At 58.5% G+C, this 21,832-nt stretch carries 20 protein-coding genes; 4 read left to right on the top strand and 16 right to left on the bottom strand.

The window, feature by feature from the left end:
* Positions 1-442 precede the first annotated feature (442 nt).
* Positions 443-673: a hypothetical protein gene (locus KUF73_RS06555; protein ID WP_218437232.1), complete on the bottom strand. Its 231-nt coding sequence runs from the start codon at positions 671-673 to the stop codon at positions 443-445.
* A 420-nt stretch (positions 674-1,093) separates the two neighbouring features.
* Between KUF73_RS06555 and KUF73_RS06550 the strand changes: the two genes are divergently transcribed.
* A complete protein-coding gene (locus KUF73_RS06550) occupies positions 1,094-2,353 on the top strand; it encodes an OprD family porin (protein WP_218437231.1) in 1,260 nt (419 codons plus the stop codon).
* A gap of 93 nt (positions 2,354-2,446) precedes the next feature.
* On the opposite strand, the gene pcaC is transcribed toward KUF73_RS06550, so the two are convergent.
* The 11 genes from pcaC to pcaR all read right to left on the bottom strand — a co-directional run bounded on the left by pcaC (position 2,447) and on the right by pcaR (position 13,271).
* Positions 2,447-2,839, bottom strand: coding sequence for a 4-carboxymuconolactone decarboxylase (gene pcaC, locus KUF73_RS06545; RefSeq protein WP_218437230.1), 393 nt, complete (start codon positions 2,837-2,839; stop codon positions 2,447-2,449).
* Positions 2,840-2,849: 10 nt separating this feature from the next.
* Complete coding sequence (gene pcaD, locus KUF73_RS06540; RefSeq protein ID WP_218437229.1) at positions 2,850-3,641, bottom strand: 3-oxoadipate enol-lactonase; 792 nt, start codon at positions 3,639-3,641, stop codon at positions 2,850-2,852.
* Positions 3,642-3,652: 11 nt separating this feature from the next.
* On the bottom strand, positions 3,653-5,017 hold the full coding sequence (locus KUF73_RS06535) for a 3-carboxy-cis,cis-muconate cycloisomerase (protein WP_218437228.1): 1,365 nt from the start codon (positions 5,015-5,017) through the stop codon (positions 3,653-3,655).
* Positions 5,018-5,062: 45 nt separating this feature from the next.
* On the bottom strand, positions 5,063-6,367 hold the full coding sequence (locus KUF73_RS06530) for an MFS family transporter (RefSeq protein ID WP_218437227.1): 1,305 nt from the start codon (positions 6,365-6,367) through the stop codon (positions 5,063-5,065).
* Positions 6,368-6,537: 170 nt separating this feature from the next.
* Positions 6,538-7,104: a protocatechuate 3,4-dioxygenase subunit alpha gene (pcaG, locus tag KUF73_RS06525; protein WP_218437226.1), complete on the bottom strand. Its 567-nt coding sequence runs from the start codon at positions 7,102-7,104 to the stop codon at positions 6,538-6,540.
* A 1-nt stretch (position 7,105) separates the two neighbouring features.
* A complete protein-coding gene (pcaH, locus tag KUF73_RS06520) occupies positions 7,106-7,810 on the bottom strand; it encodes a protocatechuate 3,4-dioxygenase subunit beta (RefSeq protein WP_218437225.1) in 705 nt (234 codons plus the stop codon).
* A gap of 37 nt (positions 7,811-7,847) precedes the next feature.
* Positions 7,848-9,053 (bottom strand): 3-oxoadipyl-CoA thiolase, encoded by a 1,206-nt coding sequence (gene pcaF, locus KUF73_RS06515; RefSeq protein ID WP_218437224.1) that lies wholly within the window; start codon positions 9,051-9,053, stop codon positions 7,848-7,850.
* Positions 9,050-9,829 (bottom strand): CoA-transferase subunit beta, encoded by a 780-nt coding sequence (locus tag KUF73_RS06510; RefSeq protein WP_218437223.1) that lies wholly within the window; start codon positions 9,827-9,829, stop codon positions 9,050-9,052. The genes pcaF and KUF73_RS06510 overlap by 4 nt, the downstream gene beginning before the upstream one ends.
* Positions 9,830-10,687, bottom strand: coding sequence for a CoA transferase subunit A (locus tag KUF73_RS06505; RefSeq protein ID WP_008054173.1), 858 nt, complete (start codon positions 10,685-10,687; stop codon positions 9,830-9,832). It lies immediately after the preceding gene.
* 270 nt (positions 10,688-10,957) lie between these two features.
* Positions 10,958-12,304, bottom strand: a complete 1,347-nt coding sequence (locus KUF73_RS06500; RefSeq protein WP_218437222.1) for an MFS transporter — start codon at positions 12,302-12,304, stop codon at positions 10,958-10,960.
* Between the two features lie 124 nt (positions 12,305-12,428).
* A complete protein-coding gene (gene pcaR / locus KUF73_RS06495; RefSeq protein WP_218437221.1) occupies positions 12,429-13,271 on the bottom strand; it encodes a pca regulon transcriptional regulator PcaR in 843 nt (280 codons plus the stop codon).
* A 679-nt stretch (positions 13,272-13,950) separates the two neighbouring features.
* Between pcaR and KUF73_RS06490 the strand changes: the two genes are divergently transcribed.
* Together KUF73_RS06490 and KUF73_RS06485 are read left to right on the top strand one after the other, a co-directional pair.
* The gene (locus tag KUF73_RS06490; protein WP_218437220.1) at positions 13,951-14,151 is read left to right on the top strand and encodes a hypothetical protein; all 201 of its coding nucleotides are present in this window, start codon (positions 13,951-13,953) and stop codon (positions 14,149-14,151) included.
* A 377-nt stretch (positions 14,152-14,528) separates the two neighbouring features.
* Complete coding sequence (locus tag KUF73_RS06485) at positions 14,529-16,004, top strand: inorganic phosphate transporter (RefSeq protein ID WP_218437219.1); 1,476 nt, start codon at positions 14,529-14,531, stop codon at positions 16,002-16,004.
* Between the two features lie 267 nt (positions 16,005-16,271).
* On the opposite strand, the gene ccoM is transcribed toward KUF73_RS06485, so the two are convergent.
* The 3 genes from ccoM to KUF73_RS06475 form a co-directional block, all read right to left on the bottom strand.
* On the bottom strand, positions 16,272-16,388 hold the full coding sequence (gene ccoM / locus KUF73_RS31540; protein WP_046816669.1) for a cytochrome c oxidase subunit CcoM: 117 nt from the start codon (positions 16,386-16,388) through the stop codon (positions 16,272-16,274).
* A 144-nt stretch (positions 16,389-16,532) separates the two neighbouring features.
* Positions 16,533-16,694 (bottom strand): hypothetical protein, encoded by a 162-nt coding sequence (locus KUF73_RS06480; protein WP_008016476.1) that lies wholly within the window; start codon positions 16,692-16,694, stop codon positions 16,533-16,535.
* 100 nt (positions 16,695-16,794) lie between these two features.
* Positions 16,795-17,136, bottom strand: a complete 342-nt coding sequence (locus KUF73_RS06475) for an aspartate-semialdehyde dehydrogenase (protein WP_218437218.1) — start codon at positions 17,134-17,136, stop codon at positions 16,795-16,797.
* Between the two features lie 253 nt (positions 17,137-17,389).
* Between KUF73_RS06475 and rapA the strand changes: the two genes are divergently transcribed.
* The gene (rapA, locus tag KUF73_RS06470; protein WP_218437217.1) at positions 17,390-20,236 is read left to right on the top strand and encodes an RNA polymerase-associated protein RapA; all 2,847 of its coding nucleotides are present in this window, start codon (positions 17,390-17,392) and stop codon (positions 20,234-20,236) included.
* A 139-nt stretch (positions 20,237-20,375) separates the two neighbouring features.
* On the opposite strand, the gene KUF73_RS06465 is transcribed toward rapA, so the two are convergent.
* Positions 20,376-21,725: an MFS transporter gene (locus tag KUF73_RS06465; RefSeq protein WP_218437216.1), complete on the bottom strand. Its 1,350-nt coding sequence runs from the start codon at positions 21,723-21,725 to the stop codon at positions 20,376-20,378.
* Positions 21,726-21,832 lie beyond the last annotated feature (107 nt).

Raw genomic sequence — 21,832 nt, 5'->3', positions numbered from 1 at the left:
CAAGTAGCAAAACAAAACGCACCAAAGAACTGTTCCTTGGTGCGTTTTTTATAACACTTTCTTCTTGCATAAAAAACCTGTACTCACCATGCTTGACAAGCTCTAGCCTAGAGCTGCCACATCAACCGAACAAAATACTTCCAGCAACTAAAACCCGCCTAATCACTAATATTCAACGAGAACACATTACATATAAAAGTAATCTCTCGCTTATCATCCGACGCGTTATTTTTAAAGCCAAACGAAAAATAACCACTTATTGAATTCTTAGTAGCCTCCCGGACATGTAAAGTACCCTGTGGTACGTAATGCGGCCATGCAGTCACCCCTTCTATATCAAACAATACATCTACATCAGAAGAATCTGCTGAAATATGATAAGACTTATTCGTCTCCAATTCATCACCGGAGATGCGTAACCTCCCGCCCTCGTACGTAACCTCTAAAAAAAACCGACAACACCAGGGTTTTTTTCACTCCAGACAAAATACAAGGCTTGCGATTCAATTGATTTAAAAATCTCGCCATCAATTTTGATATCTCCGTGGGCCCTTCCCTTTGTGAGCGCTAACGGGATATCAGACCCGGACAAACTTACTGTCTTGGGCTTACCATCCTCATAGATAACCCGTTCATCTATCTCAGTGACCAACTTGCTCGTTTTAGTACTCATCACAATCTCCCGATTCAAAATAACAATAAATCTGTCTTAACACGCCGAAAAACCTTAATACCAAAAACACATCCCAACAACTGTCACATATGACAGATTGACATCCACGCGATATAGGTTCAGGGCTTTCTTAACCCTAAAATAGAATGCTTATTTGGCGTATTCCAACCTAGAAAAACTCCATTGTCTCTTCTGTTCGATAATCGCCCAAAACCCGCTTTCACCAATTGAACCATCTAGTCCATTCCCCGCACCATTCGGCGCACAAGACCAATAACAACAGGTTCGTCACCATGCTCCCGCGCCCCGCTATGTCCGGTTGACTCCCAAGCCTTACCGCAAAACATCCGATTGCATGTCTGCACCTCACGGTTGCGGCAGTACCCGTTTCATCCCCAAGAATTAGAGAGACCCGAGCACATGAAGCCTTCCACCGCGCAGTATTTCGTCCCCAGTCTGATTGCCGTCGCCCTGGCCAGCGCAGCCCTGCCCGCCCAGGCAGAAGAGGCTGGTTTTGTCGAAGGCGCCAAGGTCAATCTCAACCTGCGCAACTTCTACATCAACCGCAACTTCACCAACCCGACCAAGGCTCAAGGCAAGGCTGAAGAGTGGACGCAAAACTTCATTCTCGATGCCAAGTCCGGGTTTACCCAAGGCACGGTCGGTTTCGGCATGGATGTGCTGGGGCTGTACTCGGTGAAACTCGATGGCGGCAAAGGCACCGGCGGTACGCAGTTGCTGCCGCTGGATCACGACGGTCGACCGGCGGACAACTTCGGCCGCACCAACGTAGCGTTCAAGGCCAAGCTGTCGCAGACCGAAGCGAAGGTCGGCGAATGGATGCCGGTATTGCCGATTTTGCGTTCGGACGACGGTCGCTCACTGCCGCAAACGTTCCGTGGCGGTCAGGTCACGTCAAAGGAAATCAACGGCCTGACGCTCTATGGCGGCCAGTTCCGCGCCAACAGCCCGCGGGACGACAGCAGCATGAGCGACATGTCGATGACCGGCAAAGCAGCGTTCACCTCTGACCGTTTCAACTTCGAGGGTGGCGAGTATCTGTTCAACGAAAAACGCACGCAGATCGGTGTGTGGAACGCCGAGCTCAAAGACATCTACAGCCAGCAATTCATCAACCTGGTGCACAGCCAGCCCCTCGGCGACTGGACCTTGGGTGCCAACCTCGGCTTCTTCTACGGCAAGGATGACGGCAGCGCCCGCGCCGGCGAGTTGGACAACAAAACCTTGTACGGCCTGCTCTCGGCCAAGTATGGCGGCAGCACCTTTTACGTCGGCCTGCAAAAGCTCACCGGCGACAGCCCGTGGATGCGCGTCAATGGCACCAGCGGCGGCACCTTGGCCAATGACAGTTACAACTCCAGCTATGACAACGCCCGGGAAAAATCCTGGCAAGTGCGTCACGACTACAACTTCGTCGCCCTCGGCGTGCCCGGCCTGACCCTGATGAACCGCTACATCAGCGGCGACAATGTGCACACCGGCAGCATCACCGACGGCAAGGAATGGGGACGCGAAAGTGAGTTGGGTTACACCGTTCAAAGCGGTGCGCTAAAGGATCTGAACCTGAAATGGCGCAACTCGACCATGCGCCGCGATTACAGCAACAATGAGTTCGACGAAAACCGCTTGATCGTCAGTTATCCGATCAGCCTGCTGTAAACACAAAATAAAAGATCGCAGCCTGCGGCAGTTCCTACACCGATCTATGTAGGAGCTACCGCAGGCTGCGATCTTTTCAAAGCCGTTACCCTATTATTCCCGCGACTCAACCCCCAACTCATCCCACACCGACTCGGCCAGGTGGAACGTTGCGTTAGCCGCCGGGATGCCGCAGTAAATCGCGCTTTGCATGATCACTTCCTTGATCTCGCCACGGCTCACGCCGTTGTTGGCGGCGGCGCGCAGGTGCAGTTTGAGTTCTTCGCTGCGGTTCATGCCGATCAGCATTGAAATGGTGATCAGGCTACGGGTGTGACGTGGCAGGCCCGGGCGGGTCCAGATGTCACCCCAGGCATGGCGGGTGATCATTTCCTGAAACTCCGAGTTGAACTCGGTCAAGGCGGTCAGGCTGCGGTCGACGTGAGCGTCGCCCAGTACTGCGCGACGGACCTTCATGCCCTCGTCGTAACGTTGTTTCTCGTCCACGAAAATCTCCTCACTGAGCCTGCAAAAACGCCAGTACCCGCTCGCTGAATGCATTGCCGGCCTGAACGTTGGACAAGTGCGCCGCGTAGAACTCGGCGTACTCGGCGCCCGGCACGTGCTCCTGAATGAAATGCCCACCGGACGGCGGCGTGACCGCGTCTTCAGCACCGGCAACCACCAGCAGCGGCACTTTGATGGAGGACAACTGATCGCGGAAATCGGCATCGCGCACTGCCGCGCAATTGGCCGCGTAGCCTTCGGGCGATGTGGCCGCGAGCATGTCGGTGATCGTCTTCGCCACTGCCGGGTTGGCCGCCGAGAAGTCCGGGGTGAACCAGCGTGCAATCGATGCATCGCGCAGCGCAACCATGGCTGCCTGACCATCGCGCAAAACAGTTTCGATGCGCGGGTTCCAGATCGATGGATCGCCGATTTTCGCCGCGGTGTTGCATACCACCAGTTTGTTCAGGCGATCACCGGCATTAATCCCCAGCCATTGCCCGATCAAGCCGCCCATGGACAGACCGCAAAAATGCGCCCGCTCGATGTGCAAGGCATCGAGCAGCGCCAGCACGTCGTGGCCCAACTGCTCGATGCTGTACGGCCCTGGCGTCACCAGCGATTTGCCGTGGCCACGGGTGTCGAAACGCAGCACGCGAAAATGCTCGGTGAACGCGGCAATCTGTGCATCCCACATGTGCAGGTCGGTGCCCAATGAGTTGGACAGCACCAGCACCGGCGCATCGGCCGGTCCGTCGAGTTGGTAATTCAGTTCGCCCTCGGCGAGTTGTACGAAAGCCACAGCAATCTCCTTCAGGCAGTCAACGCAGAATGTTCAGCCACCGCCCGCTCGACCCAGGTTCGAGCCTGACCGAGGTAATGGGCGGGGTCCAGCAGATGATCGAGTTCAGCCAACGACAGCTCGGCGGTCACTTGCGGCTCGTCGCCGAGTACTGCACGCAGATGACGCTGTTCGGCCACGGCACGTTTGCAGCATTGCTCCAACAGGTGATGCGCGGTGTCACGGCCGACCCGTTGGGCGAGGACGATGCTTACCGCTTCGGCGAGCACCAGGCCTTGGGTCAAATCGAGGTTGCGCGCCATGCGCTCGGCGTCCACTTCCAGCCCTTGGGCAACCAGCAGCGCTTGCTTCAAACTGCCGGACACCAGGCAGCAAATCTCCGGCAGGGTTTCCCACTCGGCATGCCACAAGCCCAGGCTGCGCTCGTGTTCCTGCGGCATGGCGCTGAACAAGGTCGAGAGCAGACCGGGTATGCGAGTCGCCGCGCCGATCAGCACCGCCGCGCCCACCGGGTTACGTTTGTGCGGCATGGTCGAGGAACCGCCCTTGCCCGGCGCCGACGGTTCGAACACTTCGCCGGCTTCGGTTTGCATCAACAGGCTGATGTCGCGGCCCAGTTTGCCGAGGCTGCCGGCGATCAGTCCAAGTACCGATCCGAACTCCACCAGACGATCACGCTGGGTATGCCAAGGCTGGTCGGGCAAGGTAAGTTGCAGTTCCTCGGCCAGCGCTTGCGCAATCGGCATCGCCTGTTCGCCGAGGGCTGCGAGGGTGCCGGAAGCACCGCCGAATTGCAGCACCAGCAGACGCGGTTTGAGTTCGAGCAGACGCTGGCGGTTGCGGGTCACCGCGCCCAGCCAACCGGCGATTTTCATGCCGAGGGTGACCGGCGTCGCATGTTGCAACCACGTACGCCCAGCCAGCGGTGTAGCGACATAACGCTGGGCCTGGATTGCCAGGATTTGCCCCAGTTGCGCCAGATCACTGTCGATCAACGCCAGCGCGCGGCGCAGTTGCAACACCAGGCCGCTGTCCATCACGTCCTGACTGGTCGCGCCCAAATGCACATAGCGCTCGGCTTCGGCATTGTTCGCAGCGATCTGCTTGCCCAGCGCCTTGACCAACGGAATCGCCGAATTACCCGCCGTGGCAATCGCCTCGCCGAGGGCAGCAAAGTCGTAGTGCCCGGCCTGACACGCCGCTTCGATGGGTGCCACCGCCGTGTGCGGGATCAAACCGATCCGCGCCTCGGCCCGCGCCAGTGCCGCTTCGAAATCGAGCATGGCCTGAACCCGGCCCTGATCGCAGAACACTTCACGCATATCGCGGGCAGTGAAATAGGCATCGAACAATTGATTGCCCGGTCGCTGGTTCATAAACAATCCCTGGAGGTGCGGGCCACTGGGGCCCGCGGGAGAAGATCAAAGGTCGTGGTGCAAATACTTTGCTTGCTTGGGCAGACGCAGGCTGAACAGGAATGCTATTGCCATCATCACGGTCACGTACCAGTAGAAGGAGTTTTCCATGCCCACGGCTTTGAGGCTCAGGGCGACGTATTCCGCCGAGCCGCCAAAGATCGCATTCGCCACCGCATACGCCAGGCCGACGCCCAATGCGCGCACTTCCGGCGGGAACATTTCGGCTTTTACCAGGCCGCTGATCGAGGTGTAGAAACTCACGATCGCCAGCGCCAGGGTAATCAGCACAAAGGCCATGAATGGGCTGCCGACACTTTTCAGGCTCAGTAGAATCGGCACGGTGCACAGCGTGCCCAAGGCACCAAACCACAACATCGAGTTACGTCGACCGATCTTGTCGGCGAGCATGCCGAAAACCGGCTGCATGCACATATAAAGGAACAGCGCGCCGGTCATGATGTAACTGGCGGTCTTGGCAGGCATGCCGGCCGTGTTGACCAGGTATTTCTGCATGTACGTGGTGAAGGTATAGAAAATCAGCGAGCCACCGGCGGTGTAACCCAGCACAGTAATGAACGCCGCTTTGTGATCGCGGAACAGCGCGCGGATGCTGCCGGCGTCCTTGTTTTCGCGCATTTCCTTGCTGCTGGTTTCTTTCAGCGACCGACGCAGGAACAGCGAAATCAACGCCGCCAACGCACCGACCACAAACGGGATCCGCCAGCCATAAGCGCGCAGCTCATCCTCGTTGAGGAATTGTTGCAGGATCACTACCACCAACACCGCCAACAATTGACCGCCAATCAGCGTCACGTACTGAAATGAGGCAAAGAAACCGCGCTGGCCCTTGAGGGCGACTTCACTCATGTAGGTCGCGGTGGTGCCGTACTCGCCACCCACCGACAGCCCTTGAAGCAAGCGAGCGAACAGCAGCAGCACCGGCGCCCAGACACCGATGTCCTTGTAGGTCGGCAGGCAGGCGATGAGCAACGAGCCGAAGCACATCATCAGAATCGAAATCATCATCGAGTTCTTGCGCCCGTGCTTGTCCGCCACACGGCCAAAAATCCAGCCGCCGATGGGCCGCATCAGGAACCCGGCGGCAAACACCCCGGCAGTGTTGACCAATTGCACGGTGGGGTTGTCGGACGGAAAAAAAGCCGCCGCGAAGTAGATTGCACTGAAGGCGTAGACGTAGAAGTCGAACCATTCGACCAGGTTGCCGGACGAGGCGCCGACAATGGCAAAGATCCGCTTGCTGCGTTCTTCACCCGTGTAATGAGCTGTATTAGCTGAAGGGATTGTCATTGTTTTTCACTCAATGGGGACAGTGAGAGTCTAGACACACTTTGCAACAGCCCCGTTCCACATGTACTTGAACATCAAAAGATCGTCCGAACGCGGCCCGATCCTGCGGCAGCTCCTACAGGGACATGCATTCCAATGCAGGAGCTGCCGCAGGCTGCGATATTTTGATCTTAATAATCGAAGAACACCGTCTCGGCATCAGTGCCCTGCAGAATCACATTCCACTGGTAAACACCGGTCGCATCCTGCTTCGCCAGCAAGGTGCTGCGACGCTCAGCCGGCACGCACTCCAGCAGCGGATCCGACACGTTGGCCGCTTCGCCATCGAAGTAAATCCGCGTCAGCAAGTGTTTGACCAACCCGCGAGCAAACACCAGCACCACCAGATGCGGTGCCTGAGTCGAGCCCTTCAGACCTTCGACCGTGCCCGGCTTGATCGTGGTGAAACGGAAACGCCCCTCGGCATCCACCGGCACCCGGCCAAACCCTTCGAAATTCGGGTCCAGAGGTTTGTCCTGGTCGTCTTCCGGATGGTCGTACTTGCCGGCGGCGTTGGCCTGCCAGACTTCCAGCATTGCATCGTTAACAACGTCGCCGTTGCCATCCACCACTTGTCCGGTGATCGCTACGCGCTCGCCCAGGGTTTGTTCGACGGTCAGGTCTTCGCGGTTCAGCCAGGTCAGGCCGATGTGGTAATACGGTCCGACGGTGTGGGACGTGGTCGCAGTCAGCGTCATCTTATTTCTCCATCGGCGTGGCATCGCGGCCGCGCAAAACGATGTCCCAGCGATAACCGAGGGCATAGGAAGGGATGGTTTTTTCCAGGTCGAAACTGGCGATCAAGCGCTCTTTGGCGCTGGTATCGGGCACGCAATTGTAGATCGGGTCGTACGCCAGCAGCGGGTCGCCCGGGAAATACATCTGAGTGACCAGACGCGTCAGAATGCTTGGCCCGAACAGCGAGAAATGGATGTGTGCCGGGCGCCAGGCGTTGTGGTGGTTACCCCACGGATACGCGCCAGGCTTGATGGTCTGGAACTGATACCAGCCATCGGCGTCGGTGACGGCGCGGCCGGTGCCGGTGAAGTTCGGGTCCAGCGGCGCGTCGTGCAGATCACGGGCATGGTTGTAGCGACCGGCGGCGTTGGCCTGCCAGATCTCCACCAGAATCCCCGGGACCGGCAGACCGTTTTCATCCAGTACGCGGCCGTGAACAATGATTCGTTCGCCCTGAGGTTGACCCTCGTGCTGAGCGGTCAAGTCATTGTCCTTCTCATCGATGCGCTCGGCACCGATGGTCGGGCCGGTAATTTCCGACAGCGAATGAGGCAAGAACACCAACGGCTTGGACGGCGAGCGCAGGTTGGTGGATTGGTAGGTCGGATGCAGGTACGCAGGTTGAGTGCCTTCCTGCGGGCGACGGTAACCAGGCTTGTCAGTCATGTTGCTTTCCTCTGTTCTTATTCGTCGACATGGCGTGTCAGACGCGTTCGATCGCCAGTGCCAGACCCTGGCCAACGCCGACGCACATGGTCGCCAGACCTTTCTTGCCACCGGTTTTTTCCAGCTGATGCAACGCGGTCAGCACCAACCGCGCACCGCTCATGCCCAGGGGATGACCCAAGGCAATGGCGCCACCATTCGGGTTGACCTGAGGGGCGTCATCCGCCAACCCCAGCTCACGCAGCACCGCCAGGCCTTGGCTGGCGAACGCTTCGTTGAGTTCGATCACGTCGAAATCGCTGACCGCCAGACCGAGGCGTTCAGTCAGTTTGCGCACTGCAGGCACCGGGCCGATGCCCATTACCCGAGGCGCAACACCGGCGCTGGACATGCCCAGCACTTTGGCGCGAGCCGTCAGACCGTGCTTTTTCACCGCTTCGGCCGAAGCCAGTATCAGTACCGCTGCCCCGTCATTCACACCCGAGGCATTGCCCGCGGTGACCGTTTTGTCCGGACCGTTGACGGGCTTGAGTTTGGCCAGGGTTTCCAGAGTGGTGTCAGCGCGAGGATGTTCGTCCTGGCTGACAACGGTTTCACCTTTCTTGTGGGCAATCCGCACTTCGATGATTTCTTCAGCGAAAAATCCCACAGCTTGCGCGGCAGCAGTACGTTGCTGGCTGCGCAGTGCGAAAGCGTCCTGATCTTCGCGGGAAACTTCGTAATCATCAGCGACGTTGTCCGCGGTCTGCGGCATCGCATCCACACCGTACTGGGCTTTCATCAACGGGTTTATGAAGCGCCAGCCAATGGTGGTGTCTTCCAGCTTCATGTTGCGCGAAAACGCAGCGTCAGCCTTGCCCATCACGAACGGCGCACGGGACATCGACTCGACGCCACCGGCAATCGCCAGCTCCATCTCGCCGCTGGCAATGGCGCGGAACGCCGTGCCGATCGCATCCATGCCCGAAGCGCAGAGCCGATTGAGGGTCACGCCCGGAATCGTTTCCGGCAAACCCGCCAGCAGCAGCGCCATGCGCGCCACGTTGCGGTTGTCTTCGCCGGCCTGGTTGGCGCAGCCGAGAAACACCTCGTCCACCGCCGTCCAGTCCACCGACGGGTTGCGTTCCATCAGCGCCTTGATGGGCACGGCAGCCAGGTCATCGGCACGAACCGCTGACAGGCCGCCGCCGAAACGGCCGATGGGGGTACGAATTGCGTCGCAGATATAAACGTCACGCATCACGCTTCTCCAGGTGCTTGGCCGTGGGCCGCTGCGGTGCGGGCTTCCAGGTCACGCAGTGCGGTCAGTTCGACATCGGTCGGCTCGGCGTTGACTTCAACGTTGTCGGCAAAACGGATGGCCCAACCGGTGGCCGCGACCACTTGCTCGCGAGTCACGCCCGGATGCAGCGAGGTGACCACGAATTCATGGGTGCCTTCTTCCGGTTCCATGGTGCACAGGTCGGTAATGATGCCGACCGGGCCGGCGCCCGGCAGACCGAGACGTTTGCGCGAATCACCGCCCTCGCCATGGCCGACTGAGGTGATGAAATCGAGTTTGTCGACGAAGGAACGCGACGATTGCTTGAGGATGATCAGCACGCTCTTGGCCGAACCGGCAATTTCCGGCGCGCCACCGGCACCCGGCAGACGGACCTTCGGCGAGAAGTAATCGCCAACCACGGTGGTGTTGATGTTACCGAAACGGTCGACCTGCGCAGCGCCGAGGAAACCGACGTCGATACGACCGCCCTGCAACCAGTAGCGAAAAATCTCACCGGTCGGGACTACGGTGTCAGCGGTTTCCGCCAGTTCACCGTCACCAATCGACAGCGGCAGTACGCTCGGCTTGGCACCGATCGGACCCGATTCGTAGATCAGGACTACGTCTGGCGAGGAAGTCAGGCGCGCCAGGTTGGCTGCTTTCGACGGCAGGCCGATGCCGACGAAACACACCGAACCGTTTTTCAGGCGGCGAGCAGCGGCGACGGTCATCATTTCATTAGTGGTGTAAGTCATTTACTTCGCCTCCGAAGCGGCGGCCAGTTTGGCCTGGAACTCGCTGAAGTCAGCGCTGCCGTGGATGTACTCGTTGATCCACGCGGTGAAGGTTTCACGGTCGCGGGCAATCGGGTCCCAGGCCTGGTAGAAGCGGTTATCACGTTCGTTGTAACCGTGAGCGTAGGAAGGATGCGCGCCGCCAGGGACGTGGCAGACCGCGCTCAAGGCCCAGGTCGGCAGTACACAGGAGTTCATCGGTGCATTGAGGTCGTCGACGATTTCTTCCACGGTGACGATGCAACGCTTGGCGGCCAGTGCGGCTTCTTTCTGCACGCCGAGAATGCCCCACAGCAGCACGTTGCCTTTGCGGTCAGCCTTCTGCGCATGAATCACGGTGATGTCCGGACGCACCGATGGCACGGCGGCGAGTACTTCGCCGGTAAACGGGCAGGTTACGGACTTGATCAGCGGGTTGACCTTCGGCAAGTCGGAACCGGCGTAGGCACGCAGTACCGCAAACGGTAGGCCCGAAGCACCGGCGACGTAGGCATTGGCGAGGTCGGCGTGGCTGTGTTCTTCGATTTCCAGCGCATGCGGCCACTGCTTTTCAACGGCATCGCGCAGACGGTGAAGCGAACCGACACCCGGGTTGCCGCCCCAGGAGAAAATCAGCTTGCGAGCACAACCGGCACCGATCAACTGGTCGTAGATCAAGTCAGGGGTCATTCGCACCAAGGTCAGGTCTTTCTTGCCCTGGCGAATGATTTCGTGACCCGCCGCTGTCGGGATCAGGTGAGTAAAGCCTTCGAGCGCGACCGTATCGCCGTCGTTTACGAATTGCTTCACCGCGTCGTGCAGCGAAAGGATTTCAGCCATTGGGGCAGGCTCCCATTTGTTATTAACCGACAGTGGTCGAAAAAGGCGCCGATGCGCAGCGCCGGAATGACTGAAGATTAAGCCTCTGAAAAACACCAAACAATCCGATAATCGACTATGTGTTCGTTTATCGAACACATTGTTGTCTGGCTATCGTTCTGTGTTGCCTGCAAAAGATCGCAGCCTGCGGCAGCTCCTACATTGAAATACACGCTCTGTAGCTGCCGCAGGCTGCGATCTTTCCGACTACACCACTCTCTCAAGCCAGGATCAGGTCGCATCCGCATGACTGACCATGCCCTTGATCAACACCGCCGTGGTCGCCAGGGCTGCCGGTATCACCAGCGCCGTCAGCACTTGTTCGAAGTTCCAGCCCAAGCCCAGCAACGTCGCACCCATCCACGCACCGAGTATCGCGCCGAAGCGGCCTATCCCGAGCATCCATGACACACCGGTAGCACGCCCTTGAGTCGGATAAAACCGTGCGGCCAAAGAAGGCATCGCCGATTGCGCACCGTTGACACACATCCCGGCCACCAGAACCAGAGTCGCCAATATCGTGATGTTGCCCAGGCTCTGCCCTACCGCGTAGGCAAACACCCCGGCCAACAGGTAGAAAGTACCAATGACCTTGTGCGGATTGAACCGGTCCATCGCCCAACCCACGCCAACTGCGCTCAACACCCCGCCAAACTGGAACAGCGCCCCGATGAACGCCGCTTGCTCCATGCTCGCGCCACTGTCACGCATCAGGGTCGGCAGCCAACTGGTCAGCAGATACACGATGACCAGACCCATGAAATAGGTCAGCCACAGCAGCAACGTGCCGACGCTGTAAGTGCCGGAGAAAATCACCGCAAACACGTTGCGTGCCTTCACGGTTTTTTGTTCAGGCACACTGAAGCTGGAGGCCTGGGCAACCACTGTCGGGTCGATCGGTGCCAGCGCCTTGCGTACTTTGTCGGTGCCACGGTTGCGGACTACAAGGTAACGCGCCGATTCCGGCAGCCAGAGCAGCAACACCACGGCAAGGATCAACGGCAGAATCCCACCGATCAGCAGCAAGCTGTGCCAGCCGAAGACCGGAATGAGTTTGGCTGAAATGAATCCGCCACCGGCCATGCCAAGGTTGAAACCACAGAACATGCTGGTCACCAGCAGGGATTTCTTGCGCTCCGGGGTGTATTCCGAGAGCAGCGTCGTGGCGTTCGGCATGCCGGCGCCAAGACCCAGGCCGGTCAGGAAACGCAACACCAGCAATTGATCAACGTTGTTGCTGTAAGCCGACGCCAGACTGAAGGCACCGAACAAAAACACGGCACCCACCAGTACGATTTTTCGTCCAAAGCGGTCAGCCAACGGGCCGGAGCCGAGTGCGCCGAAGACCATACCGATCAGCGCCGCACTCATTACCGGGCCGAGGCTGGCGCGATCGATGCCCCAATCCTGGGACAGTGCTGGCGCAATAAACCCCATGGCCGCGGTGTCGAGGCCATCGAGGAAGACAATCAGGAAACACAGAATCACGACTCGCCATTGGTAGCGCGAAATGGGCTGAGCGTTGATAAAGGACTGCACGTCGAGGCAGTTCCCTACAGCAGACTGAGGCTGGTTCATTATTTTTATTCCGTGGAACGCAGTCGAACGGTTGCCAGCCAACGCTGGCGCAGCCGCGACAGTAATGATCCACAGGAAACAGCGTCAATTCACCAAACACGACTCTGTGCGTTTATCGAACAGCTTAGGTAAACAGCTGGGTGCTGAGGTCGCGGCTGGCACTCAGCAGGCCCGGCAAAAAACGCTGCTCCAGTTCGTTGCGGCTGACTCGTCCGGCGTGGGTACTGACGTTGAGCGCCGCGACCACTTGACCGGAAGCGTCGTACACCGGGACGGCAATCGAGCGTAGTCCCTGCTCCAGTTCCTGATCGACGATGCACCAACCTTGCTGCCGCACCTCTTGCAAGCATTCAAGCAATGCTTCGGGGGTATGGATCGTGCGGCTGGTCTTGGCCTGCAGATCGGCGTGGTCGAGGTATTCACCCAGAGAGGTGTCATCCAGGGCCGCGAGCAGGATCCTGCCCATCGACGTGCAATAGGCCGGCAATCGCCCACCTACCGAGAGATCCACTGAAATCAGTCGCTGGGTGGTTGCCGAGCGGGCGATATACAAGATGTCATCGCCCTCCAGAGTGGCCATGTTGCAAGCTTCATGCAGTTGCTCACTCATGCGGTCCAGATATGGCTGGGCAGAGACCGCCAGCGGTGTCGAGGACACATAGGCATGGCCGAGGGTCAGCACTTTGGGCAGCAACGAATACGTGCGACCGTCGGTGGTGGCGTAGCCGAGTTTGATCAAGGTATGTAGGCAACGTCGCACAGCGGCGCGGGGAATTTCTGTACGGTGGCTGATCTGGGCGATGGTCAGGTGCCGCTTGCGCTCCTGGAACGCTTGCACGACAGCCAGCCCACGCGCCAGCGAAGTCATGAAATCCGGGTCGCCGGTCAGTGCCTGAATCCGTTTGGCTGGCGAAGCGACAATCGGCGGAGCTACTGAAGCGAAGGAGTTGCGCAATTGATCGTTCATTTAAGGTCCTTTTCCCACACGGATCAGCGACTATTACAAGCGGCTATCGGCCTGCGATACAAGCTCGACCAACCAAGATCGGGCGATTATCGAACCATCGACCGATAATCGCAATCAAAGCCCTCTGCGTCCCGTCCTGGGGGAGGCACCTTGGTTCTTAAATGTTTTTGGGTACCTCAAATGCAGACTTAGCGGGTCGATGTAGTTGCCCAAGTTGCTCGACTTAATGGCGCCAGAAAGACATCAAAGAAAAAGCGACATCTTCCAATGCCCTAGTTAGCGATAACAGTTGCCGGCAACAAAACAATCACACATCGAGACCCACTTTTAACTTTTTGGAGATAGTGTTCTGCGAATCGGCCGCTATAATACAAATCGGTAGCCAATCGATGTTTTACTTACCGATCAGGCTACCCGGTGGCGCGATGTTCCATCGCTGCTGCCCCGGCAAGCGCCTTGCGCTGACTGCATTTGCATCGCCAACGCGCTCGCTGAAAAAGGAAACTGATGCTACGTCAGCTGTTTATCTCTGGTGCCGTGGCCGCCTGCAACATGGAAGTATCGATCGCACAGCCGTAAAACGATGCCTTCACGGGCCTCGTCCTTTCAGCGAGCGTGGTCAATACATCGGACGCAGCGCGTTTCACCAGAATTTATCTCAACTCAATCAGGTAGCACTGTGACGAAAGACGAACTGCGCGCGGAACTTGAGCGCCAGGAACAACGTTACAAGGAAGTTTACGGCGGGGAAGTCACCACCTACGCCGCCCAGCCCGAACCGGAACGCAAACCCTGGCGTAAGCGCGCCACCGTTCAGGATCAGGCATTTGTTCAAGAATTGCAGAAGATGGAAAAGGAACTCAAAGCCGAAGAGCCGTGACGGCTTCGGCCTGAATCCTTTCAAGGGTCTGCGTTTGCACCCGTTAAAAGCGGGATGTATTGATGTTGCCTTTTGCGCCCGCTACAAGCGGGCAGCGGCCACCTTGCCCATCGGACGAGGTGAAAGGCTCATATCTGACCTTCTTCTCAGAAATTTCACACAAGCGTTCAAATCTCTCCGCTCAGCGAGAGAAACCCTTGTGCCAGAAGCCTTTTCAAAGAAATTCAATGACTTGCACGCCCCAAAAAAACCTTGGGGTTTTGGGTACCGCTTCAAAATAATTCGTTGAAGAATGTTACCGATGAGCAGCTAGTGCATCGATTGACAGTCTTTTCTGGCATAATCGCGCCCCCTTATGACCGGGTCAGAAAACCTTCATGATCGATTTATTCAGCGGACTGGATGCTTGGGTGCTTGTGAGCCTCTTGCTCGCCCTGGCTTTTGTCCTCGCCTTCGAGTTCATCAATGGATTTCATGACACCGCTAACGCGGTCGCCACTGTTATCTACACCAAAGCGATGCCGCCTCATCTGGCGGTGTTCTTTTCCGGTGTGTTCAATTTCCTCGGCGTCTTGCTGGGCGGTGTTGGCGTGGCGTATGCCATCGTTCACCTGCTGCCGGTGGAACTGCTGATCAATGTGAATACCGGCCACGGCCTGGCGATGGTGTTCTCGTTGCTCGCCGCAGCCATCACCTGGAACCTGGGCACCTGGTATTTCGGTATCCCTGCTTCCAGCTCGCATACGTTGATCGGTTCGATCCTCGGCGTGGGCCTGGCCAACGCCCTGATCAACGATATTCCGTTGGCTGACGGCGTGAACTGGCAGAAAGCGATCGATATCGGCGCATCGCTGGTGTTTTCACCAATGGCCGGTTTCCTGATCGCCGCGTTGATATTGATCGGCCTTAAATGGTGGCGCCCGCTGTCGAAGATGCACAAGACGCCGGAACAGCGTCGCAAGATCGACGACAAGAAGCACCCGCCGTTCTGGAATCGCCTGGTGCTGGTGATCTCGGCCATGGCCGTGAGCTTCGTGCACGGTTCCAACGACGGTCAGAAAGGTATTGGCCTGATCATGCTGGTGCTGATTGGTATCGTGCCGGCGCAGTTCGTTCTTGACCTGAGCAGCACCACCTACCAGATCGAACGCACCCGCGATGCGACCCTGCACCTGAGTCAGTTCTACCAGCGCAACTCCGACACGCTCGGCGAGTTCCTGGCCCTGGGCAAAAGCGTGGAAGGCGATCTGCCGGAAAAATTCCGTTGCAACCCGCAACAGACTGAACCGACCATCACCGCTCTGCTCGGCACCCTCAAGGGTGTAGCCGATTACCACTCGCTGCCGTCGGAGAGCCGCATCGAGGTGCGTCGCTACCTGCTCTGCCTGGACGACACAGCGAAGAAAGTCAGCAAGTTGCCAACCTTGGGAGCTCGCGAAAAGGCTGACCTGGACAAGCTGCGCAAAGACCTCACCACGACCACCGAATACGCGCCGTTCTGGGTGATTCTGGCGGTTGCACTGGCCTTGGGCCTGGGCACCATGGTTGGCTGGAAGCGCGTGGTCCTGACCATCGGCGAGAAGATCGGCAAGCAAGGCATGACGTACTCCCAAGGCATGTCGGCGCAGATCACCACCGCCAGCCTGATCGGCCTGGCCAACATCTTCAGCCTGCCGGTGTCGACCACCCACGTACTGTCCTCGGGCGTGGCCGGCACCATGGTCGCAAACAAAAGCGGCCTGCAAGGCGGCACCGTCAAAACCATCCTGCTGGCCTGGGTTCTGACCCTGCCTGCTACGGTGGCGCTGTCGGCCGGCCTGTTCTGGCTGGCTTCGAAGGCACTCGGCAGCTGATCGGCAGCCGAACGAAAAAGGCGCGCTCCGCAAGGAGCGCGCCTTTTTTATTGCTGCCAGAACAGGCAAAACACCACAAGACCTGTAGGAGCCGAGCTTGCTCGCGATGAGGCCATAACATTCAACATCTATGTTGGCTGCTAGACCGCCATCGCGAGCAAGCTCGGCTCCTACAGTTTTCAGGGTTGATGATAGAAATTGCGCGCAAAAAAAAGGGCAACCGAAGTTGCCCAAAATGCCTTGCGTGCTCATTACATCCAGAAAGACCTACGGTTTTTTCCGCTTGTGCGAATCCTTCCAGATAAAAAGTCCGAACCCGGCAAAAAACACAAACATGAGGCTGACAGTCAGCACTCCGGCGATCACCACGTTATCGAAAAACATGACGCGTCTCCTGCACTTGCCTTGTTGCGATGAGGCTAAGTTAACTAAACGGGCAGGAGAAAATATTGACCGGGATCAATGTCGCCCGAGAAAGGGCGTAAAGGGGGGAGAAAAACTGACCTGCATCAAGCGATGCAGGTGGATTCAACGCTTTTTCGGTTTGTTTTTCGGCTTTTTCTTGGCTTTGCCTAGCGGCATCGCCTGCTCGAATGCCTGGCGCACTTCGTTCAGGCGCTTGTCATTCAGGTCATGGACACGCTTGGCGCGTTCGGCGTTGAGGTCGATCAGCTTGTCGTCTTGGCTCATGGCGTTCAGTGCATCGCTTGAAATGAAATTTCGCTGCCGCATCGTTCGGCAGGATTGCGCCAATAATGCGGTCTGACGACGGCGCTGACCAGCCACCACTTCAAATCTGGATATCGACCCACAAGCCCTGACGCGGCTGGTCGTCTATCAACGGTGCCACCGGCACGGTGTTGTCGGCGTTGAGTTCGTCGCCGGGAATCGCCAGGTGCGCCTCGGGATCATCATCGGCTTCCCGACGCCGCCGCTCGCGCTCCTGCTTGCGCCGTCGCTCCTCGCGCAACAGCAAGGTGGCCTCTTCAGGGTCGCGATTTTTCAGGTCGATGGTGCTGTCGCTGGCACTCTCCTGCGCAGGAACCACGGGCGCGATGTCCGGGCGTGGGCGGATCGGATCATGTTGTGAAGTGATCGGCACGGCACTCAAAGGGAGCATCGGTGGCAGCATATTTATTAGTCTCCTGTCAGCAGGCTGTCGGCTGCGGGGATGGCGACTTGAGCCATCGGTCGCAAACTGTGACCACCCGCACACTGCAGGAGTTGCCGAAGGCTGCAATCTTTTGATCTTCTATACTCTGCAGATCGTCAAAATCAAGATCAAAAGATCGCAGCCTTCGGCAGCTCCTACATGAGTAATCTTTGGCCCTGGGGGCGTGATTCCGTTAAGATAGCCCGCTTTTTCAAGGTGGGAGTCAGGCAGCATGGCGCAGCAGTATCAACCGGGGCAACGCTGGATTAGTGACAGCGAAGCCGAGCTGGGTTTGGGCACCGTTCTGGCACAGGACGGCCGCTTGTTGACCGTGCTCTACCCGGCCACTGGCGACACCCGCCAGTACGCGCTACGGAATGCGCCGCTCACGCGTGTGCGGTTTTCTCCGGGTGACTCCATCACTCATTTCGAAGGCTGGAAACTGACCGTTCGTGAAGTCGACGACGTCGATGGCCTGCTGGTCTATCACGGCCTCAACGCGCAGAACGAAGTGGTCACCCTGCCAGAAACCCAACTGTCGAACTTCATCCAGTTCCGTTTGGCCAGTGACCGTCTGTTCGCCGGGCAGATCGACCCGTTGCCGTGGTTCTCCCTGCGCTACCACACCCTGGAACATACCAGCCGCCAATTGCAGTCTTCCCTCTGGGGCTTGGGTGGCGTGCGTGCGCAACCGATCGCACACCAGCTGCACATTGCCCGCGAAGTCGCCGACCGCATCGCGCCACGGGTTCTGCTGGCGGACGAAGTAGGCCTGGGTAAAACCATTGAAGCCGGCCTGGTGATCCATCGCCAACTGCTGTCGGGCCGCGCCAATCGCGTGCTGATCCTGGTGCCGGAAAACCTTCAGCACCAGTGGCTGGTGGAGATGCGCCGCCGTTTCAACCTTCAGGTCGCGCTGTTCGACGAAGAACGCTTTATCGAAAGCGATGCTTCCAATCCATTCGAAGATACCCAGCTTGCGCTGGTAGCACTGGAATGGCTGGTGGACGACGAGAAAGCCCAGGACGCGCTGTTCGCAGCCGGTTGGGACTTGCTGGTGGTCGACGAAGCTCACCACCTGGTGTGGCACGAAGAACAGGCCAGCCCTGAATACTCGCTGGTCGAACAACTCGCCGAAACCATTCCTGGCGTGCTGTTGCTGACGGCGACACCGGAACAACTGGGCCAGGACAGCCACTTCGCCCGTCTGCGCCTGCTCGACCCGAACCGCTTTCATGACCTGCACGCCTTCCGCGCCGAGAGCGAAAACTATCGCCCGGTGGCCGAGGCCGTTCAGGAACTGCTGGAAAAAGGTCGCCTGTCGCCAGAAGCGCACAAGACCATTCACGGCTTCCTCGGCAACGAAGGCGAAGCCCTGCTGACTGCGGTCAACGATGGCGACACCGAAGCCAGCGCTCGCCTCGTGCGTGAATTGCTGGACCGTCATGGCACTGGCCGCGTGCTGTTCCGTAACACCCGCGCCGCCGTGCAGGGTTTCCCGGAGCGCAAACTGCATCCGTATCCGCTCCCGTGCCCGGACGAATACCTCGAACTGCCGTTGGGCGATCACGCCGAGCTGTACCCGGAAGTCAGCTTCCAGGCCCAGCCGGACGCCAATGAAGAAGAGCGTTGGTGGAAATTCGACCCGCGCGTGGAGTGGCTGATTGATCAGCTGAAAATGCTCAAGCGCACCAAAGTGCTGGTGATCTGCGCCCACGCCGAAACCGCCATGGACCTGGAAGACGCCCTGCGCGTGCGCTCCGGCATTCCGGCCACGGTGTTCCACGAGGGCATGAACATTCTCGAACGTGACCGCGCTGCCGCCTACTTCGCCGACGAAGAGTTTGGCGCGCAAGTGCTGATCTGTTCCGAAATCGGCAGTGAAGGTCGCAACTTCCAGTTCTCCCATCACCTGGTGCTGTTCGATCTGCCGTCCCACCCAGACTTGCTGGAGCAGCGTATCGGTCGTCTGGACCGGATCGGCCAGAAGCACATCATCGAACTGCACGTGCCGTACCTGGAAACCAGCCCGCAAGAGCGCCTGTTCCAGTGGTACCACGAAGCGCTGAACGCGTTCCTCAACACCTGCCCGACCGGCAACGCCTTGCAGCATCAGTTCGGCCCACGCCTGCTGCCGCTGCTGGAAGAAGCCGATGATGGCGAGTGGCAAGCGCTGATCGACGAGGCCCGCACCGAACGCGAGCGTCTGGAAGCCGAGCTGCACACTGGCCGTGACCGCTTGCTGGAACTCAATTCGGGCGGTGCCGGCGAAGGCGATGCGCTGGTCGAGGACATCCTTGAGCAAGACGATCAGTTCGCCCTGCCGATCTACATGGAAACCCTGTTCGACGCCTTCGGCATCGACAGCGAAGACCATTCCGAAAACGCCCTGATCCTCAAACCGAGCGAAAAAATGCTCGACGCCAGCTTCCCGCTGGGTGACGACGAAGGCGTAACCATTACCTACGACCGCAACCAGGCGCTGTCTCGCGAAGACATGCAATTCATCACCTGGGAACACCCGATGGTTCAGGGCGGTATGGACCTGGTGCTGTCCGGCTCCATGGGCAACACCGCCGTGGCACTGATCAAGAACAAAGCCCTGAAACCTGGCACTGTGTTGCTGGAACTGCTCTATGTCAGCGAAGTGGTTGCCCCGCGCTCGCTGCAACTGGGCCGCTACCTGCCGCCAGCCGCCCTGCGTTGCCTGCTTGATACCAACGGCAACGATCTGTCGGCCCGGGTGTCGTTCGAGACCCTGAACGATCAACTGGAAAGCGTGCCCCGCGCCAGCGCCAACAAGTTCATCCAGGCCCAGCGCGATCAGCTGACGCCGCGGATCAACGCCGGCGAAGACAAGATTTACCCGCGGCACGCCGAACGCGTAGCAGAAGCGCAACGTCGACTGGCGGCCGATACCGACGAAGAACTGGCCCGCCTGACTGCGTTGCAAGCGGTCAACCCGACTGTACGCGACAGCGAACTGGTTGCCCTGCGCAAACAGCGCGAGCAAGGTTTGGCCATGCTCGACAAGGCAGCGTTGCGACTGGAAGCGATTCGGGTGTTAGTGGCGGGTTAAGTCCCCTGCCCTACCCTGCTTAAAGAGAAGGCCCGCAGTGATGCGGGCCTTTTTTTAGATCAAAAGATCGCGGCCTGCGGCAGCCCCTACATCGACCGCATGTTATGTAGGAGTTGCCGCAGGCTGCGATCTTTTGAAATTAAGCCGTCGCCACAGAACCCCCCGGCTCAACCACCGCCACCAACCCGTCTTTCATCCGCTGGGCGTCACGGACAAAACACCGCGAAGCCAACACCAAAAACACCATGGTGAAAAACAACGCCACCGGGATCAGGTACATCGCGTCATGCAGACCGACCGCCTTGAACGCCTCGGTCATCTGCTCCGCACCGGCCGACAGCATCGCCGTGTGCGCGAAGTGATCCGACAGCGCACCGACCACTACCGGCCCCAAACCACCACCCAACAAATACAACCCGGCAAAGAACAACGCCATCGCCGTGGCCCGCAAGCGCGGTTCGACCACGTCCTGAATCGCCGTGTAAACGCAGGTGTAGAAGTTATAGGCAAACAACCAGCCCAGACTGAACACCGCCACAAACATACCAATCTCAATTCGTCCTGAATGCAGCGCCCAGGCGGTGCATACGGTCGAGATGATCAGGCTGAACGCGGCAAACAGCAGGCGACCATTGGCCACTCGCTGATGGATTTTGTCCGCGACCCATCCGCCCAGCGTCAGGCCCACTAACCCGGTCACGCCGACAATAACGCCGGTGGCAACCGCCGCCTCCTGCAACGGCATCAGAAAGTAACGCTGCAGCATTGGCACCAGAAACGAGTTGCAGGCATAGGTCGCGAAGTTGAAGCACAGCCCGGCCATCACCAGCCAAAGGAAAGTCGGCACCGCCAGCACCCGACGGATCGGCCGGTCCACGCGCTCTTGCGAGACTTGCACGCTCTCCGCAGCACCGCGCTTTGGCTCTTTGATGAAAAACATGAAGATCGCCAGGATCAGCCCCGGCACAGCGGCGATAAAGAACGGTGCCCGCCAGCTATCAAACGCTTTGACCATCGCACCGATGGTGAAAAATGCCAGTAACAACCCTAATGGCAGCCCGAGCATGAAAATACCCATGGCCCGCGCCCGGCGATGAGCCGGAAACAAATCACCGATCAGCGAGTTGGCCGCCGGCGCGTAACTGGCTTCACCGATGCCGATACCCATGCGCACGATCAGGAAGCTCCAGAAACTGCCCACCATTCCGTTGACCGCTGTAAGCCCGCTCCAGACGGCCAGACCCCAGCCCATCAATTTGCTGCGCGAACCCGTATCGGCCATCCGCCCCAGAGGCAGGCCGGCAATGGCATAGACGATTGTGAAGGCGGTGCCGATGATCCCCAACTGGAAGTCGCTGAGATGCCATTCCATGCGAATCGGCTCAATGATGATGGCCGGAATGGTGCGGTCGAAAAAGTTGAACAGGTTGGCCAGGAACAGCAGGAACAGAATGCGCCAGGCATTCGCCGCTTGGGTCGAGTTCTGCATGGGTCCATCTCTTTTATTGTTATGGGGCTTCACTGCCAGAGCATCCGAGCCCGGAACCTGCAATCTAGTCAGGCCCGCCGGAGCTGTCTGTAATTATTCGTTAAGCT

Origin of the sequence: Pseudomonas sp. PD9R (genome assembly GCF_019200975.1) — a bacterium.
GTDB lineage: Bacteria > Pseudomonadota > Gammaproteobacteria > Pseudomonadales > Pseudomonadaceae > Aquipseudomonas.
This window is presented reverse-complemented; position numbering and strand designations above follow the sequence as displayed.

Coding starts and splice junctions, on each gene's coding strand:
- KUF73_RS06555 (WP_218437232.1), bottom strand. CDS start 673: ATGAGTACTAAAACGAGCAAGTTGGTCACTGAGATAGATGAACGGGTT.
- KUF73_RS06510 (WP_218437223.1), bottom strand. CDS start 9,829: ATGACTTACACCACTAATGAAATGATGACCGTCGCCGCTGCTCGCCGC.
- KUF73_RS06535 (WP_218437228.1), bottom strand. CDS start 5,017: ATGAACCAGCGACCGGGCAATCAATTGTTCGATGCCTATTTCACTGCC.
- pcaG (WP_218437226.1), bottom strand. CDS start 7,104: ATGACGCTGACTGCGACCACGTCCCACACCGTCGGACCGTATTACCAC.
- KUF73_RS06485 (WP_218437219.1), top strand. CDS start 14,529: ATGATCGATTTATTCAGCGGACTGGATGCTTGGGTGCTTGTGAGCCTC.
- KUF73_RS06480 (WP_008016476.1), bottom strand. CDS start 16,694: ATGAGCCAAGACGACAAGCTGATCGACCTCAACGCCGAACGCGCCAAG.
- KUF73_RS06500 (WP_218437222.1), bottom strand. CDS start 12,304: ATGAACCAGCCTCAGTCTGCTGTAGGGAACTGCCTCGACGTGCAGTCC.
- ccoM (WP_046816669.1), bottom strand. CDS start 16,388: ATGTTTTTCGATAACGTGGTGATCGCCGGAGTGCTGACTGTCAGCCTC.
- KUF73_RS06475 (WP_218437218.1), bottom strand. CDS start 17,136: ATGCTGCCACCGATGCTCCCTTTGAGTGCCGTGCCGATCACTTCACAA.
- rapA (WP_218437217.1), top strand. CDS start 17,390: ATGGCGCAGCAGTATCAACCGGGGCAACGCTGGATTAGTGACAGCGAA.
- KUF73_RS06530 (WP_218437227.1), bottom strand. CDS start 6,367: ATGACAATCCCTTCAGCTAATACAGCTCATTACACGGGTGAAGAACGC.
- pcaH (WP_218437225.1), bottom strand. CDS start 7,810: ATGACTGACAAGCCTGGTTACCGTCGCCCGCAGGAAGGCACTCAACCT.
- KUF73_RS06550 (WP_218437231.1), top strand. CDS start 1,094: ATGAAGCCTTCCACCGCGCAGTATTTCGTCCCCAGTCTGATTGCCGTC.
- KUF73_RS06465 (WP_218437216.1), bottom strand. CDS start 21,725: ATGCAGAACTCGACCCAAGCGGCGAATGCCTGGCGCATTCTGTTCCTG.
- KUF73_RS06505 (WP_008054173.1), bottom strand. CDS start 10,687: ATGGCTGAAATCCTTTCGCTGCACGACGCGGTGAAGCAATTCGTAAAC.
- pcaR (WP_218437221.1), bottom strand. CDS start 13,271: ATGAACGATCAATTGCGCAACTCCTTCGCTTCAGTAGCTCCGCCGATT.